Below are 13,895 nucleotides of genomic sequence, written 5' to 3' on the forward strand. Positions count from 1 at the left end.
GTCGCCGGTGTCGCCAACCAGGCCGCGGAGAAGGCCGGTTGGGGACGGTGTGGGTAGTTCCACCGATGCCCCCGCGCACGATGCCCCCGCACCCGGACCCGCTACGTGCCGTTCGGTGCTCGGTGCTCGGTGCTCGGTGCTCGGTGCTCGGTGCTCGGCGCCGGCCCGACCCGCCGCGGCGGGCGAACGGCGCCGGCCCGACCCGGCCACCGGTCGCCGTTCCTTTCCGTGAATGTCGTCCGGTAACGCCGGGTATTCTCCGAGCCCGAGGTGGCCGGAGAACCCGTCGGTCGGCCGTCAGCCTGTGACAGTCCGTCACAGGCGTCGAAACGGCCCGCACCTGTTCCCCGCATCCGTCGGGAGCGCGCTTGATTGTCAGTCACCGGAGGAGGAGAGTGGGAGGCGCAGGAGACAGGATCCGGGGATCCTGAGGAGTGCGAGGGGCCCCCACGCTCAGAAGCACGGGGAAGAGCCGGAGCCGGGAGCTCGACGAGAGCCGGGAATTCGCAGGACGCGGATGGATGTCCCAGCGCCCGCCCCGAAGGCATTCCACGGCGATGAAGCGCATCGGTCTGCGCGTCCACGGCGGGGGCCGCAGAGTCCCGGATCCGTTGCCGTCGGCGGCTCGGAGCCGATCCGTACCGTGCCGAGTCGCCCTGGAAGTGCAGGCCGATCCCCGGTGTCGAAAGCCTCGCCACCCCGAATGGGACCGGGCCGTACAGCCGATCGCAGCGGCGCTGCCGTACCGGCAGTGGCCGCACTCCGGAAAATCGTGGATCCGGGCAGATCCGACCGAGACGTGTCATCGAGATCCCTGTCGTCGGTCGGGCCGTGCACCCGTGAAGAGGGATAACCATGTCCGAGGAATTCAGCCTCCCCCCGCCAGAACTCATGCGCGTCGAAACGGTCGATCTCGGCCCCGTCATCGACCCCCCGTTCACCGACGCCAGGAGCTGGCGCGAATACCTGCCGAAGGTGCGCACTGCGCCGGTCGACTTCGAGCGGATCGAGCCCACCCTCACCGACGACGGAATCCACCGCGCGATCGAGGTGGCGCTCGCGTCCGGCGAGGTCGGGCCGGCGCTGACCGGCAAGCGTTGCGATGTGCTGAGCGTCGGATCGGCGGCGACCGGGCGGGACGACGAGCACCCGCTGGTGACCATCTTCAACTACACCGACGGCACCGTCGTCGAGGCGCTGGTCGACCTCGACTCCGGGAGGGTCCTGGAGTCGGGAACGGTGGACCGTCAGCCTCCGCTGGCGGACTCGGAGCGCAGCCAGGCCTTGGAACTGCTGCGCGGGGAGGGCGCCCTGGCCGACTACGGCGTCGACTTCGAAACCGGGATGGGGCTGATCGTCGAGGAGGTCGACTTCCGTGACCCGCGGTACGGGCACCGCCTCGTCGACCTGCGCTTCGGCCCTCGGGACAGGCGCCTGCCGATCGCCTTCGCCATCGTCGATCTCACCGATCAGGACGTCGTCGCGGCCGGTCGGGTACCTCAGGAGGTGTCGTCATGACGTCCAGCGGGACGGTGCAACCGTTGTCCGGAACGTCCCTCACGTCGTCCGGGCTCATGTCGTCCGGTGGGCTGGTGCAGTGGCCCCCGGAGGCTCCGGTGTGGAGCTTCCAGTGGCAGATGGTGGACGGGGACAGTGAGGCGATCTCCTTCACTGGCGTGCACTACAAGGGGCAGAAGGTCCTGTACAAGGCGAGCCTGCCCATGATCCGGGTCCAGTACGACGGCCCCGCGGGCCCGTACAAGGATGCCCTGAGCAGCGGAAACATGCAGGGGCCGGTCAAGGTCTACGAAGGAACCAATCCGGCCTACCGATTTCTCGTGGTGGAGAGCTACCACACCATCGGGGCCTACCGGCTGACCAACCGATGGATCTTCCGGAGTGACGGCATCATCCTGCCGCAGCTCTACAGCGCAGGACTGCAGGCGCCGTACAACCACCGGCACCACGCCTACTGGCGGTTCGACTTCGACATCGTCGGCGCCGCCGACAACCTCGTGCTGGAGCACCTCCCGGTCGGTACCGACTGGGGCTACGGCCCCGGCTGGCTGCCGTACACCACGGAGTCGGTCGTCGCCCGCACACCCCGGAGCACCTACGCGGTGCTGAACAAGGCGAACCCGCTGGGAAGGACGACGGGGTATCTCATCGCGCCGGGCCCGTTCGACGGTGTCGCCGACGGGTTCGGACGACTCGACACGGCGGCGCTCACCTATCGCGCGGCCGAAGACCTGCGAGGCCGTCTGGGGACGGCGCAGGACGACCAGATTCTGACCCAGGCCACCGGTGAGAGCATCAACGGTCAGGACCTCGTGCTCTGGTGGTGCGCTCACCTCGGGCACCACGCCAGCGAAGGCGGCAGCGAGTGGCACGTGTGCGGGCCGATACTGCAGCCCTTCGGCTACCCGTGACAGCCGTCGACCGGACTCGGCGCGGCGACCGAGGAGCCTTCACGGCCTCCGGCCCCCGTGAGCCGGTCGTCCGGCGGGCGGTCGCGGAGACGTCTCCGGCCGGCGAGAGCGAGGACCACCGGCGTCCCGGCTCCCCGCCGGTCGGAGACGATCCCGGCCGCAGGCCGATGTCGAGCGCAGCCGTCGGGCAGCTGCCTGCACGGCGGGTCGCACGGTTGCGGGTGCGCCGCAGGTCGGCCGCCGCCGCCACTGGGCGGGGCTGCTGCGACCGACCTGCGGCCTGCGGTCAGCGCCAGATCTGGTTGGCGCCGTCGTTGCTGCCCCACTGGTCGACGGAGGTCCCGTTCGCCGTGCTCCAGCCGTGGATCTCCAGCAGGAGCCGGCTGTACCGGTTGACGTAGCGGCCTGCGCCGACCTGCCAGTCCTGGTTGGCGCCGCCGGTGCAGTCCCACTGGTCGATCTGGGCCCCCCAGACCGTGCTCCAGTCCCTGACCTCAAGGCACTTGCCGCTGTTGACGTTCTTGATCTGGTAGTAGCCGTCGTGGGTGACGAAGTCCCACTGCTGGTTCTCCCCGCCGGTGCACTCCCAGAGGTTCACCGGGGCGCCGTTGTTGGTGGCCCAGCCCCCGACCTCCAGGCAGACGTGGCTGTCGATGGTGGTGCGGATGGTCAGTATCGAGCCCTCCGCGGACGCCGGAGCGACACCCCCCGCGAGGAGTGCGAACGTCCCCGCCACCACTGCGGCCGCGCGCATCCGAACCGTGTTCCGAGACATGATGATCCCCCTTGGTGACACGACGACGTCGGCCCTGAGCCCGGCCGGCGGGTTCAGACCCTACCGCCTGAACGATCACCGGGGCGGGGGATTTCGTACACTGCCCACCGCCGTCCACCAAGCCCACCGCCGGTCGGCCGGACGGCGATGCCGAGGGGATCGGACCGAGCCCGCCCGGCCGGGACGCCCCGTCGACCCCGCTCACATCAGCCGACGGTACGTGTCAGTGCGACAACGGGGATCCGACGCCCGGCCCGTTCCTGGAATCCGGCGAAGTACGGCGTGTGCTCCAGCTGCCGGTCCCAGAGCCGTTCCCGTTCCACGCCCTCGATCTCGGTCGCCGTCACCTCGTACGTCTCGGTGCCCACCTCGACACCGGCGGCCGGGTCGGCCAGCAGGTTGTGGTACCAGCCGGGTCGGCTCTCCCTCCCGCCGTTGGCGGCGAAGACCACAAGTCGGTCTCCGTCCCGCAGGTAGGTCACGGGCATCGTCCGTGGTTGCCCGCTGCGGGCACCGACGGTGGTCAGCAGCAGGAGGGGCACGCCCTCGAAGTCACCGCCGACCACTCCGCCGGTGGACCGGAACTCGTCGATCACCAGCTGATTGCGCTGCATGCGTTCGGACATGGATGGCAGTCCCTTCCGGGCAACGAGGTTCTCGTCGCCCGCACGGCGGGGTGTGGTCGAAGTCCGGCGTGACGAACCGTCGGTCGTCACGATCCGTCGCGACCCGCCGGGGCCCGTCGGTGCCCGTCGAGGCGGGGCAGGTCCGGGCGGGTCGGAGCTGTGAGCAGGGTACGGGGTGGTGCCGGCCGGGATCCGCTCGCTCCGGCGGTGCGGACCGCTCCTCAACCGGTCCGCCAGGGCCGTAGCTTCTCGGGGTTCCGCACCGCCCAGATGCGCCTGATCCGGTCGCCCGCGATCTCGAACGCGAACACGGTGACGATGCTGCCGTCCTGCCGCGCCGCCAGGCCGGGCAGGCCGTTGACCGTGCACTCCAGGAAGGTCGTGCGGTCACCTGCCACACGCGCGATCTCGGCGTAGGCACGTGCGATCCGCTCACCGCCCACGATCGGGTGCAGGTGGGTGACGGCCAGCCCGCCGCCGTCGGCGGTCGCGGTGGCGCCGGGGTCGAGCAGGCCGATCAGGGCACCGACGTCCTTCGCCTCCCACGCCGTTCTGAACCGCCTGACGATGTCGGCCTGCCCGGCGTCCGGGCCGTCCGGTACCTGCGCGGTGCGGAGGCGGCGGCGGGCGGACGAGGCCAGCTGGCGGCACGCCGCCGGAGTGCGGCCGACGATCCCGGCGACCTCGCCGAAGGGGTAGCGGAAGACGTCGTGCAGGACGAACACGACGCGCTCGGCCGGGGTCATCGAATCGAGGACGACCAGGAAGGCCATCGTCACCGACTCGTCGAGGGTGACCCGGTCGACGGGGTCGATCCCGTCGCCCCCGGAGCTCCCGGTGATCCACTCCGTGGGCTCGGGCAGCGGTTCCGGGATCCAGTCGCCCACGTACGTCTCCCGCCTGGCCCGCGCCGAGCCGAGCAGGTTCAGGCAGATGCGGCCGGCGACCGTCACCGACCAGGCGCCGGGCGACGCGACGGCCAGCCGCTCCCGTGCGGACAGGGCGCACCAGCGGGCGTAGGTCTCCTGCACGACGTCCTCGGCGTCGGCGAGGGACCCCAGGAGCCGGTAGGCAAGGTTGATCAGCAGGCGCCGCTCGCTCATGATCGCGCTGAGGCCCGGATCGCCCGGATCAACCGGGTCGCCCGGAACACCCGGAACGCCCGGGTCGTCACCGGGCTCGGCTCTGGTGGTCATGGTCTACCCGTCTCCCTCGCTCGCTCCCGTACCTCTACCCGGTACGACGGGACAGCCTCTACCCGGTACGACAGAACGGTGCACCGGAATGTGAGGCCGACGCGCCGCCTCACATTCCGCGGGGCTGCGCTGTCGTACCGGTGAGGACGACGACACGAGGAGAGGGAACTCCGATGAACGACTTCAGGGCCGTCGCGGACCGCGTGGAGATCGAGGCACTGCGGGGCGAGTTCACCGACGCGGCGATGATGCGCGACCGGCTCCGGCTGGCGTCGCTGTTCACCCCGGACGGCGTCCTGCGGATGCCCGACGTCCCCGCCGAGTTCGTCGGCCGCGAGGAGATCCGTGCCGGGGGCGAGCGGCTGCAGAGCCGGTGGGACTTCTTCGTGCAGACCACACACCCGGGCACGATCCTGCTCGACGGCGACACCGCGACCGGCCGCGCCTACATGCACGAACTCGCGCGCACCCTCGACGGCCGCCAGGGCCTGAACCACGCCGTCTACCACGACCGCTACCGGCGCACCGCGGAGGGCTGGAGGTTCGCCGAGCGGGTGTACGAGATCAGGTACCTCGACACCTCCCCGCTGGCAGGCGCGGCGCCCCACTCCGCGCGGGGCTCCGGGACCGACGTGTCGGCCGCCCTGGCCGCCCAGGCTCCCGCCGCCGCCCCGGCTCCCGCCGCGTCCTTCGCCGACCCCGCACCGGCCGATCGACTGGAGCGGGTGGCCGCCGCGCTGCGGGCCAACGGCTTCGCCGCCGAGATCCTCGACGACGCCGCAGCCGCGCGCGCCCGCATCAGGGACCTGATCCCCGAGGGCGCCGGCGTGCTCACCGGAGCCAGCGAGACCCTCCGCCTGTCCGGCATCGACGAGGACGTCAACACCGGCGGCCGGTACGACGCCGTCCGGCCGCGCGTCCTGGCCCTCGACCGTGCCACCGGCGCCGACGAGATCCGACGGCTGCTCGCCGGCCCCGACTACGTCGTCAACAGCGTCGCCGCGGTCACCGAGACCGGCTCGCTCGTCCTCGCCTCGGGCAGCGGCAGCCAGCTCCCCGCCAACGCCGGCGGCGCCGCCCACGCGGTCTGGATCGTGGGCGCCCAGAAGGTGGTGCCCGACCTGGCCACGGCACTGCGCCGCGTCGAGGAACACGCCCTCCCGCTGGAGAACGCCCGCGCCCGGGCCGTCTACGGGATGCCCAGCGCCGTCAACCGCCTGCTCGTCCTCAACGCGGAGCCCTACCCGGGACGCGGCACCGTGCTGCTCCTCCGCGAGGCCATCGGATACTGAACAGGTGTCCAGGCCCAGGCCCAGGTCCGGGTCCAGGCCCAGGTCCGGGTCCAGGCCCAGGTCCGGGTCCCGGGTTTCGCGGGGCGGTCCGACGCCGCAGGGTGCGTTCAACGCAATGGGGGAGCGCTCCCATCACGCTACCCGGCGCGTCACGGCGCGGCTCTGCAACACCCTTCGATGGGAGGGGAGTTGTTCATGCGGGGAGTGAACTCACAGCTGGAGCAGCGCGATAGCGGGGGAGAGGGACGTGAAGTTCAGCCTCTTCCGGGTGCTCGGCGGTTCGGGCCGCCCGCTGACGTCGTAACTCCCCATCTCCCCCGCGGTGCACCGGAGATGGGTGTTTCCGGGCAGCGCTGGGAGCGCTCCCAAAAGGCCGGGGCCGTCCGGTCGGCGGGCGGACCCTCCGGCCGCCGGCCTGACGGCCCGCGGCTTTCAGGTCCCGAGGTCGATGGTCGTCACCTGGGCCTTGTGGGTGGAGAGTCCGGACGGGTCGTGCAGCTCGTATCCGCTGACGTGGACGTCCGCCGAGGTGTAGGTCGCATCCAGCCGCCACAGCCAGGCCCCCCGCAGGGCGAACGACACCGGGTACACCGAGGTGCCGGCCGCCACGGCGTCGCGCAGCGGTGCGAGGTGGCGCAGTTCGCCCATGTTGGGCAGGGTGTTGAGGGTGCCGGAGACGACCACGGGGTCGGGGTTGTCCCGGATGTCGGCGCCGAGCACCCGCCACTGGGCCGAGCGGTAGGCGGCCAGTTGGTGGATCGAGGTGTAGAAGTGGCGGGTCAGCGGCGACTGCCCGAGGTCGAAGGGGTCCGCGATGTGCACGTTGTAGACGCTGACCTTCTGTCCTGCGACGAGCAGGTCGGTACGCAGCACGCGCGCGTCCCAGTAGTCGGCCCACGGTGACAGCGGCGTCATCGGGCTCGCCGTCAGGACCTCTTCACCGACGATCGGCAGGCGGCTCAGGGTGAGCAGTTCACCGCGGCTCGCCAGGGTGTACCCGGGGAACTCGGTGCGCAGCCGTGCGGTGTCGTCGACCGGGTCCGGCCCGTCGTCGCCCTGGACCATGTATTCCTGGAGCAGGTAGACGTCCGCGTCCAGCGATTTCAGGTAGGCGAAGAAGCGGTCGGGGTCCTCGTCCTGGTGCCAGAACAGCGTGTCCCAGGAGGCGATGCGCACGGATCCGGTCGGCGGTGTCGACGGGTCGTTCGTCAGCGCGGCGAGGTTGAGTCCCGAGCCCTGCGCACCCAGGGCGAGCGCGGCGACCGCGCAGGCCAGCGCGGTGCGGGCGCCCCAGCCGACGGGCGGCCGGCGCGCCGCGTACACGGCGCACCAGGCCACCAGGATCAGGAGGGGCGCCAGGACGTACACCGGCGGTGGCAGCAGGTCGGGCAGCACCCACCACCAGGCCCGGCCGCTGAGCAGCAGGTGCGCGAGGGTGAAGGCCAGCCAGCCGGCGGCGCAGGCCGCCCAGACGACCGGCGCTGCGCGCTGCCGGCGCCCTCCGGCGGGTGCGTCTCCTGTCATAGCGAACGAACCTATGTGCGGGGCCGCTCGGTCGGCAGACCAATTCGGTGCCGGATCGGCAGACCAATTCGCACCACCGCGGCGATCCGCTCGACCGCACCCTCCACGGCCGCGTCGGGCAGGTTGCCGTAGCCGATGACCAGGCCGGGTGCTTGCGGGTCGGGCCGGATGCGGTAGGTGTCCAGGTCGGAGATCCGGACCCCGTCGCGGTTGAGGCTGCGCACGACCGCCGCCGACTTGATGCGCGCCGGCAGGTGGGCGACCAGGTGCAGGCCGGCGTCGGCCCCGCCGATCCGGGCTTCGGGCAGGGCTGCGGCGAGGTGTTCGACGAGTTCGGTGCGGCGGGCCCGGTAGCGGTTGCGGCTGGTGAGCAGGTGCCGGTCGTACGCGCCCGTCTCCAGGAAGCGGGCCAGCGTCGCCTGGATCAGCCCGGACGGCGGGGGGAAGCAGGCGGCGGTGAGCTGCGGGGCCCACGCGCGCGGGCAGAGGAGCCAGCCGATCCCGATGGCGGGGGCGAGGGTGGTGCTGGTCGAGCCGAGCAGCAGGACCCGGTCGGGATCGAGGCTCTGCAGCGTACGGGCGGGGCGTCCGCCGTAGCGGAAGGGCGCGTAGGAGTCGTCCTCCAGCACGAGGGCGTCCGCCGCGTGCGCCCAGGACAGCAGCGCGGCCCGGCGGGCGGACGACATGGCGGCCCCGGAGGGGAGTTGGTGGGCCGGGGTGACGAGGACGGCGCGCAGCCCCGGATGCCGGGCGAGGTGGTCCACCCGGAGTCCCTCGTCGTCGACGGGGATGCCGACCACCTCCAGCCCCTGCGTGGCCGCGACCTTCCGCAGTTGCGGCCGGCCGGGGTCCTCGACCGCCAGGGCGGTGATGCCGGCGTTGCGCAGGGCCCAGCAGGCGCGGGCCACACCGCCGGTCACGCCGTTGGTGATCACCACGTCGGCCGCCCCGGCGTGGGCGCCGCGGCTCCGGCGCAGGTAGTCGGCGATCAGTTCGCGCAGGGTGGGGTTGCCCCCGACCTGGGGGTACGCGAGGTCGGTGAGCGCACCGGTCACCATGGTGCTGCGAAGGGCTTCGAGCCAGCGCCGGTTCGGGAAGGCGCGCAGGTCGGGCCGGCCCGGGGCCAGGTCGTAGCGGACCGGGGCGGGCGCCGGGGTGCTGGATTCGGTGGCCTGCGGAGTGGGGGCGCAGACCCGGGTCGCGGACCCCTGCCGCGCCTCCAGGTGTCCCTCGACGGCCAGTTGGTTGTAGGCCTCGGTGACCGCCCAGCGCGAGCAGCGCAACTCGACGGCGAGGTTGCGGCTGGGAGGCAGGACGGCTCCGGGGGCGAGCCGTCCGGCGCGGATCGCGGCGCGCAGTGCTGCCGTGAGCCGTTCCCGGAGGCTGCCGTGCGGCTGGGCGTCGAGGTCGAGAAAGACGTCCCACGCCAGATTGGATCGTTCGTTTGGCCGGGGATTGGACCGGGGGGCCTGCGAACGCGGTGGATATAAAAGATCCGGTGCCACGGGGGTCACCGTGAACGTACGAGTCTGCTGTGGAAGCGCTCCCATGGGGAGTGAGGATAGCGACCCGGACAAGCCTCACCCCCGCCATGGAGGGGAGGAACCATGCCGCCGACGGTCTCGGTGGTCGTACCGTGCTTCAACGCCGCTCGCACGCTGCCCGCCTGCCTTGCGGCCATTGCCGCACAGACGGTCGCCCCCGGCGAGGTCGTCGTCGTCGACGACGCAAGTACGGACACCAGTACGGCCGTTGCCGCGGCAGCCGGGGTTCGGGTGGTCGGTCAGCCCCGCAACCGGGGTGTCTCGGCGGCCCGCAACCGCGGGGCGGCGGAGACCACGGGAGCGGTGCTGTTCTACGTGGACGCCGACGTGGCGCTGGCGCCGGACGCGCTCGCGGAGGCCCTCGCGGTCCTCGACGCCGAGCCGGAGGTCGGCTGCGTCCACGGCATCTACGAGACCACGCCGCTGATCGACGACGGGCCGCTGGAGCACTACAAGATCCTCAGCAACCACTACTGGCGCCGGCGCAGCGTGGGGCGGGTCGGCACGGCCCTGTTCGCCCTGGGGGCGATCCGCCGCGAGGTCCTGGAGCGCGCGGGTGGCTTCGACGAGGCCCTGCGTGACGGTGAGGACATCGAGTTGAGCATCCGGCTGCGGCCGCTGTGCGCGATCCGGCTGACCGACGCGGTCGCCGGCCGCCACGACGACGCGGACCGGTGGCGCGCGGTGCTGGGGGAGCAGTTCCGGCGCAGCCGGCTGCTGGTGCCGATGGCGCGGGCCGAGCGCCGCCCGGGCCGGGCGGAGCCGCCCGAGGCCGAGGCGCCGACGCTGACCGGCCAGCGGCCGGTCGCGGTGGCGGCGACCGCCGCGGCCCTGGGCGCGCTGGCCCTCATGCCCCTCGCGGCGCTGGTCACCGGCGGGTGGCCGGTGTTCGGTGCGGTGGCCGCGGCCGCGCTCGTCTGCGCCCTGCTGGCCGATCCCGGGCTGCTGGCCTTCGTCCGCCGTGAGCGCGGCTGGCCGTACCTGGGGTTCTTCCTCCTCGCCCAGACGGCCGTGCTGGTCGTCCTGGTCGTCGGCGCGGTGACGGGTGCGCTGCCGGTCGGGCGGGGGCGCCGCCCGGGCACGCCCCCGCGGCCGAACGCCGCGGTGCCGCGATGAGCAAGCGCGCACTGCGACGCTGCCTCGCCGTCGGCTACGGGGTCTGTGCTGCGGCCGGCATCGCCTTCGCGTTGCACGGGGCGCAGTGGAGCGGGGCCCGCGAGCTGCTGACCCCGCACGCGATGCCCTGGCTGATCGCCGCCCTGCTGGTCAACGTGGCCGGCATCGGCCTGGGCATGGTGGCCTGGCGCGAGCTGCTCACCGGGCTGGCCGGGCCGGTGCCCGCCCGGCCGGCGAGCCGGCTGTACTTCGTCAGCTTCCTCGGCAAGTACATCCCCGGCCGGGTGTGGACCCTGCTCGCCCAGATGCGCCTGGCCGACAGCGTGGGCGTGCGACCGGCCGCGATGACCGCCACCTTCGGCCTGAGCCTCGCCGTGGTGACCGTGACCGGTCTCGTCGTCGCCACGCTGATCGCGCCGAGTCTGGGCGTGGGCGCCGGCTGGCTGGCCCTGCCGGCCTGCGTGCTCGTGGCGGGGCTGGCCTGGCCGCGCTGGATCGCCGCGCCGATGGTCTGGGCGTCCCGGCTGGTCCGGCGGCCGCTGACCATCCCCACGGACGTCGACCGGCGGCTGCGTACGGCGGTGACCGTGCAACTCGTCTGCTGGGCGGTGTCGGGGCTCCACCTGTGGCTGCTGGCGGTGGTGCTGGGCGCCGACCCGCTGCGCGCCCTGCCGGCCGCGGTCGGCGGTTTCGCCCTCGCGATGGTGGTCGGCTCCTACGCGGTGTTCGTCCCCGACGGCGCCGGGGTGCGCGAGGTGCTGCTCGCCCTGGTCCTCGCACCCGTGCTGCCCGCCACCGCCATCGGCGTCGCCGTGCTCGCCAGTCGCCTGATCTGTCTGGTCACCGAGGTCGCGACCGCCCTGGTCGTCTGCTTCGGCGACATCGTCCGCACCAGAATCGAGGTATCGCATGTCGACATTGATGTCCATTGAGGATGCGGAGGCACTGGACGTCGGCGAGGTCCACCGCCTGTACCGGCGCTACGTCAACAAGAGCCAGGTCGGCCTGATGACCTCCTTCGGCTTCGGCCGGGAGCTCGTCGAACGGGCCGAGGGCGCCCACATCTACCAGCGCGACGGCCGCCGCATCCTGGACTTCACCGGAGGCGTCGGGGTACTCAGCCACGGGCACAACCACCCGCGCATCCTCGCCGCACGGCAGCGCTTCGCCGAGCAGCAGCGCATGGAGGTGCACAAGACGTACTTCTCGCCCTACCTGGCGGCGCTCAGCCACAACCTGGCGACGGTCCTGCCCGGCGACCTCAACATGTCGTTCCTGCCGAACTCCGGCGCCGAGGCCGTCGAGGGCGCGGTCAAGCTGGCCTTCAAGTACCACGGCGGCACGCGGAAGACGGTGCTGCGGGCCGACATCAGCTTCCACGGCAAGCTCCTCGGCTCCGGCGGGCTCACCGCGGGCTCGCAGAACCACTTCGAGTTCCCGACCATCCCCGGCATCGACACCTTCGTCTACGACGACCTCGACAGCGTCGCCGCACTCATCGAGCGGCACAAGGGCGACGTGTACGCCCTGCTCATCGAGCCGTTCAGCGCCTCGACCCTGCGCTGGTGCTCGGAGGAATTCCTGCGCGGGGTGCGCGAGTTGTGCACCCGCCACGACATCGTGCTGATCTTCGACGAGATCTACACGGGCTGGGGCAAGACCGGATCCCTGTTCTACTTCATGCGCTACGACGGACTCGTCCCCGACGTGCTGACGACCTCCAAGTCGTTCGGCGGCGGCAAGAGTTCGGTGTCCGCGTACGTGGCCAGGGACCCGATCTTCCGCAAGGCGTACGACAACATGCACGACGCGCTGCTGCAGTCCACGTCCACGACGTACTACGGCTTCGGCGAGGAGTGCGCCACCGCCATCGAGGCCATCAACGTCGCCGTCGAGGACGACTTCCCGGCCCGGGCCCGGGCGATCGAGGCACAGCTTGAACCAGGGCTGCGCCGCATCGCCGCCCAGTACCCGCACGCGATCAGCGAGGTCGCCGGCGCCGGCGCGCTGTGGGGCATCTTCATCGACGGCGGCCCCAAGGTGCTCGACCTGATCGCCCGGATGGCCCCGGGCGGCCTCGCCAAGGACCCCCGCTTCCGGGCGAAGCTGGTCACCTCCGCCGTGGTCAACGCCCTCTACCGGGACCACGACGTCTACGCGTACTACACCCTCAACGGCCTCAACCCGCTGGTCTTCGGACCGCCGCTGGTGGCCTCCTCCGACGACGTGGATCACGCGCTGGCCGCGCTCGACGCCGTCCTCGCCCAGGGCCTGACCAAGCTGGTCACCCGCCTGCTGGCGGAGAAGGTGAGCACGCTGTGGTGAACGGCGCGTCCCCCCGCACCATCGCCGTCACCGGCGCCGCCGGCATGCTGGGCAGCCACCTCACGGCCCGGCTGCTGGCCGACGGCCACCACGTGCACGGCCTCGACATCCGGGAGTACGGCTCCGACCCGCACGAGCGCCTGGAGTGGAGCGTCGCCGACGTCAGGGACGACGCCGCCATCGGCGCCGCGCTGGCCAGGACCAAGCCCGACGTCGTGATCCACACCGCGGCGGCGCTGCCCAGCTACCCGCGGGAGCAGATCCGCTCGATCATCGTGGACGGCGCCCGGGGGGTGTTCGGGGCGGCGGCCGCCCTCGGCACCGAGCGGATCGTGCACGTGAGCTCGACCGCCGTCTACGGACTGCCGTCGGTCGTGCCGACCACGGAGGAGTACCCGCGCGAGCCCACCGACGACTACAGCCGCGCCAAGGCGGACGCCGAGGTCGTCGCCGAGGAGTTCCGGGCCAAGGGGCACTGCGTCAGCATCCTGAGGCCCAAGACCTTCCTCGGGCCGGGCCGCATGGGCCTGTTCGCCATGCTCTTCGAATGGGCCGAGGAGGGCCGCAACTTCCCCGTGCTGGGCAGCGGCAACGTCCTCACGCAGATGCTCGCCGTCGAGGACCTCGTGGACGGCGTCCTCGCGGCCGTCCACGCCGAACCCGAAGCCGCCAACGACACCTACAACCTCGCCGCCACCCGGTTCGGCACCGTCCGCGAGCAGTTCCAGGCGATCCTGGACGCCGCCGGACACGGCCGCCGTGTCGTCTCCGTCCCCGCCGCACCGGCCGTCGCCCTGCTGGGCGCACTCCAGCGCGCCGGACTCTCCCCCGTCTACGGACGCCTTCTCCACAAACTGCGCGGCGACTCCTACGTCAGCGTCGAACGCGCCGCCACCGGGCTCGGCTTCAGCCCCCGCTACTCCACCCGGGATGCGCTGCTGCGGTCCTACGAGTGGTGGCGCGGCACGGACACGAAGTCGGCCACCAGCGGCAACACCAGCCAGCAACCGTGGCGGCAGGGCGTGCTCGCCGCCGCGAAGGTCTTCTTCTGAGCGCGTTCGACCTTTC

General features: G+C 72.1%; 12 protein-coding genes. 7 read left to right on the plus strand and 5 right to left on the minus strand.

Features of this window, described 5'->3' with window-relative positions; genetic code table 11:
• The first annotated feature begins 855 nt into the window (after positions 1-855).
• Together OG335_RS38530 and OG335_RS38535 are read left to right on the plus strand one after the other, a co-directional pair.
• Positions 856-1,518, plus strand: coding sequence for a hypothetical protein (locus tag OG335_RS38530; RefSeq protein WP_405009208.1), 663 nt, complete (start codon positions 856-858; stop codon positions 1,516-1,518).
• Between the two features lie 74 nt (positions 1,519-1,592).
• Positions 1,593-2,429, plus strand: a complete 837-nt coding sequence (locus OG335_RS38535; RefSeq protein WP_405009207.1) for a hypothetical protein — start codon at positions 1,593-1,595, stop codon at positions 2,427-2,429.
• Between the two features lie 286 nt (positions 2,430-2,715).
• Here the strand turns inward: OG335_RS38535 and OG335_RS38540 are convergent, their stop codons facing one another.
• From OG335_RS38540 to sigJ, 3 genes are all read right to left on the minus strand, one after another.
• Positions 2,716-3,204, minus strand: coding sequence for an RICIN domain-containing protein (locus OG335_RS38540; protein ID WP_405009206.1), 489 nt, complete (start codon positions 3,202-3,204; stop codon positions 2,716-2,718).
• Positions 3,205-3,410: 206 nt separating this feature from the next.
• The gene (locus OG335_RS38545) at positions 3,411-3,830 is read right to left on the minus strand and encodes a nitroreductase family deazaflavin-dependent oxidoreductase (RefSeq protein WP_405009205.1); all 420 of its coding nucleotides are present in this window, start codon (positions 3,828-3,830) and stop codon (positions 3,411-3,413) included.
• Positions 3,831-4,051: 221 nt separating this feature from the next.
• On the minus strand, positions 4,052-5,026 hold the full coding sequence (gene sigJ, locus OG335_RS38550) for an RNA polymerase sigma factor SigJ (protein ID WP_405009204.1): 975 nt from the start codon (positions 5,024-5,026) through the stop codon (positions 4,052-4,054).
• A 173-nt stretch (positions 5,027-5,199) separates the two neighbouring features.
• Between sigJ and OG335_RS38555 the strand changes: the two genes are divergently transcribed.
• Complete coding sequence (locus OG335_RS38555) at positions 5,200-6,318, plus strand: LUD domain-containing protein (protein WP_405009203.1); 1,119 nt, start codon at positions 5,200-5,202, stop codon at positions 6,316-6,318.
• 432 nt (positions 6,319-6,750) lie between these two features.
• Here OG335_RS38555 and OG335_RS38560 read toward each other — a convergent pair whose 3' ends face one another.
• Positions 6,751-7,842 (minus strand): endonuclease/exonuclease/phosphatase family protein, encoded by a 1,092-nt coding sequence (locus OG335_RS38560; protein WP_405009202.1) that lies wholly within the window; start codon positions 7,840-7,842, stop codon positions 6,751-6,753.
• A gap of 11 nt (positions 7,843-7,853) precedes the next feature.
• Positions 7,854-9,392 carry a PLP-dependent aminotransferase family protein gene (locus OG335_RS38565; RefSeq protein ID WP_405009201.1) on the minus strand — a complete coding sequence of 513 codons (1,539 nt, stop codon included), beginning with the start codon at positions 9,390-9,392 and terminating at the stop codon, positions 7,854-7,856.
• Between the two features lie 57 nt (positions 9,393-9,449).
• On the opposite strand from OG335_RS38565, the gene OG335_RS38570 reads away from it, so the two are divergent.
• From OG335_RS38570 to OG335_RS38585, 4 genes are read left to right on the plus strand one after another with little or no spacing between them, the layout of a single operon-like run.
• On the plus strand, positions 9,450-10,502 hold the full coding sequence (locus OG335_RS38570) for a glycosyltransferase family 2 protein (protein WP_405009200.1): 1,053 nt from the start codon (positions 9,450-9,452) through the stop codon (positions 10,500-10,502).
• Positions 10,499-11,434, plus strand: a complete 936-nt coding sequence (locus OG335_RS38575; RefSeq protein WP_405009199.1) for a lysylphosphatidylglycerol synthase domain-containing protein — start codon at positions 10,499-10,501, stop codon at positions 11,432-11,434. The genes OG335_RS38570 and OG335_RS38575 overlap by 4 nt, the downstream gene beginning before the upstream one ends.
• The gene (locus OG335_RS38580) at positions 11,424-12,827 is read left to right on the plus strand and encodes an aspartate aminotransferase family protein (RefSeq protein ID WP_405009198.1); all 1,404 of its coding nucleotides are present in this window, start codon (positions 11,424-11,426) and stop codon (positions 12,825-12,827) included. Before OG335_RS38575 ends, OG335_RS38580 begins: the two co-directional genes overlap by 11 nt.
• Complete coding sequence (locus OG335_RS38585) at positions 12,824-13,879, plus strand: NAD-dependent epimerase/dehydratase family protein (protein WP_405009197.1); 1,056 nt, start codon at positions 12,824-12,826, stop codon at positions 13,877-13,879. The genes OG335_RS38580 and OG335_RS38585 overlap by 4 nt, the downstream gene beginning before the upstream one ends.
• Positions 13,880-13,895: the final 16 nt, after the last annotated feature.

This window comes from Kitasatospora sp. NBC_01539 (assembly GCF_045040525.1).
Lineage (GTDB): Bacteria > Actinomycetota > Actinomycetes > Streptomycetales > Streptomycetaceae > Kitasatospora.

Bases quoted from the DNA above. Each gene is read 5' to 3' on its own strand.
- OG335_RS38530 (WP_405009208.1), top strand. From the start codon at position 856: ATGTCCGAGGAATTCAGCCTCCCCCCGCCAGAACTCATGCGCGTCGAA.
- OG335_RS38540 (WP_405009206.1), bottom strand. From the start codon at position 3,204: ATGTCTCGGAACACGGTTCGGATGCGCGCGGCCGCAGTGGTGGCGGGG.
- OG335_RS38545 (WP_405009205.1), bottom strand. From the start codon at position 3,830: ATGTCCGAACGCATGCAGCGCAATCAGCTGGTGATCGACGAGTTCCGG.
- sigJ (WP_405009204.1), bottom strand. From the start codon at position 5,026: ATGACCACCAGAGCCGAGCCCGGTGACGACCCGGGCGTTCCGGGTGTT.
- OG335_RS38555 (WP_405009203.1), top strand. From the start codon at position 5,200: ATGAACGACTTCAGGGCCGTCGCGGACCGCGTGGAGATCGAGGCACTG.
- OG335_RS38560 (WP_405009202.1), bottom strand. From the start codon at position 7,842: ATGACAGGAGACGCACCCGCCGGAGGGCGCCGGCAGCGCGCAGCGCCG.
- OG335_RS38565 (WP_405009201.1), bottom strand. From the start codon at position 9,392: ATGGGAGCGCTTCCACAGCAGACTCGTACGTTCACGGTGACCCCCGTG.
- OG335_RS38570 (WP_405009200.1), top strand. From the start codon at position 9,450: ATGCCGCCGACGGTCTCGGTGGTCGTACCGTGCTTCAACGCCGCTCGC.
- OG335_RS38575 (WP_405009199.1), top strand. From the start codon at position 10,499: ATGAGCAAGCGCGCACTGCGACGCTGCCTCGCCGTCGGCTACGGGGTC.
- OG335_RS38580 (WP_405009198.1), top strand. From the start codon at position 11,424: ATGTCCATTGAGGATGCGGAGGCACTGGACGTCGGCGAGGTCCACCGC.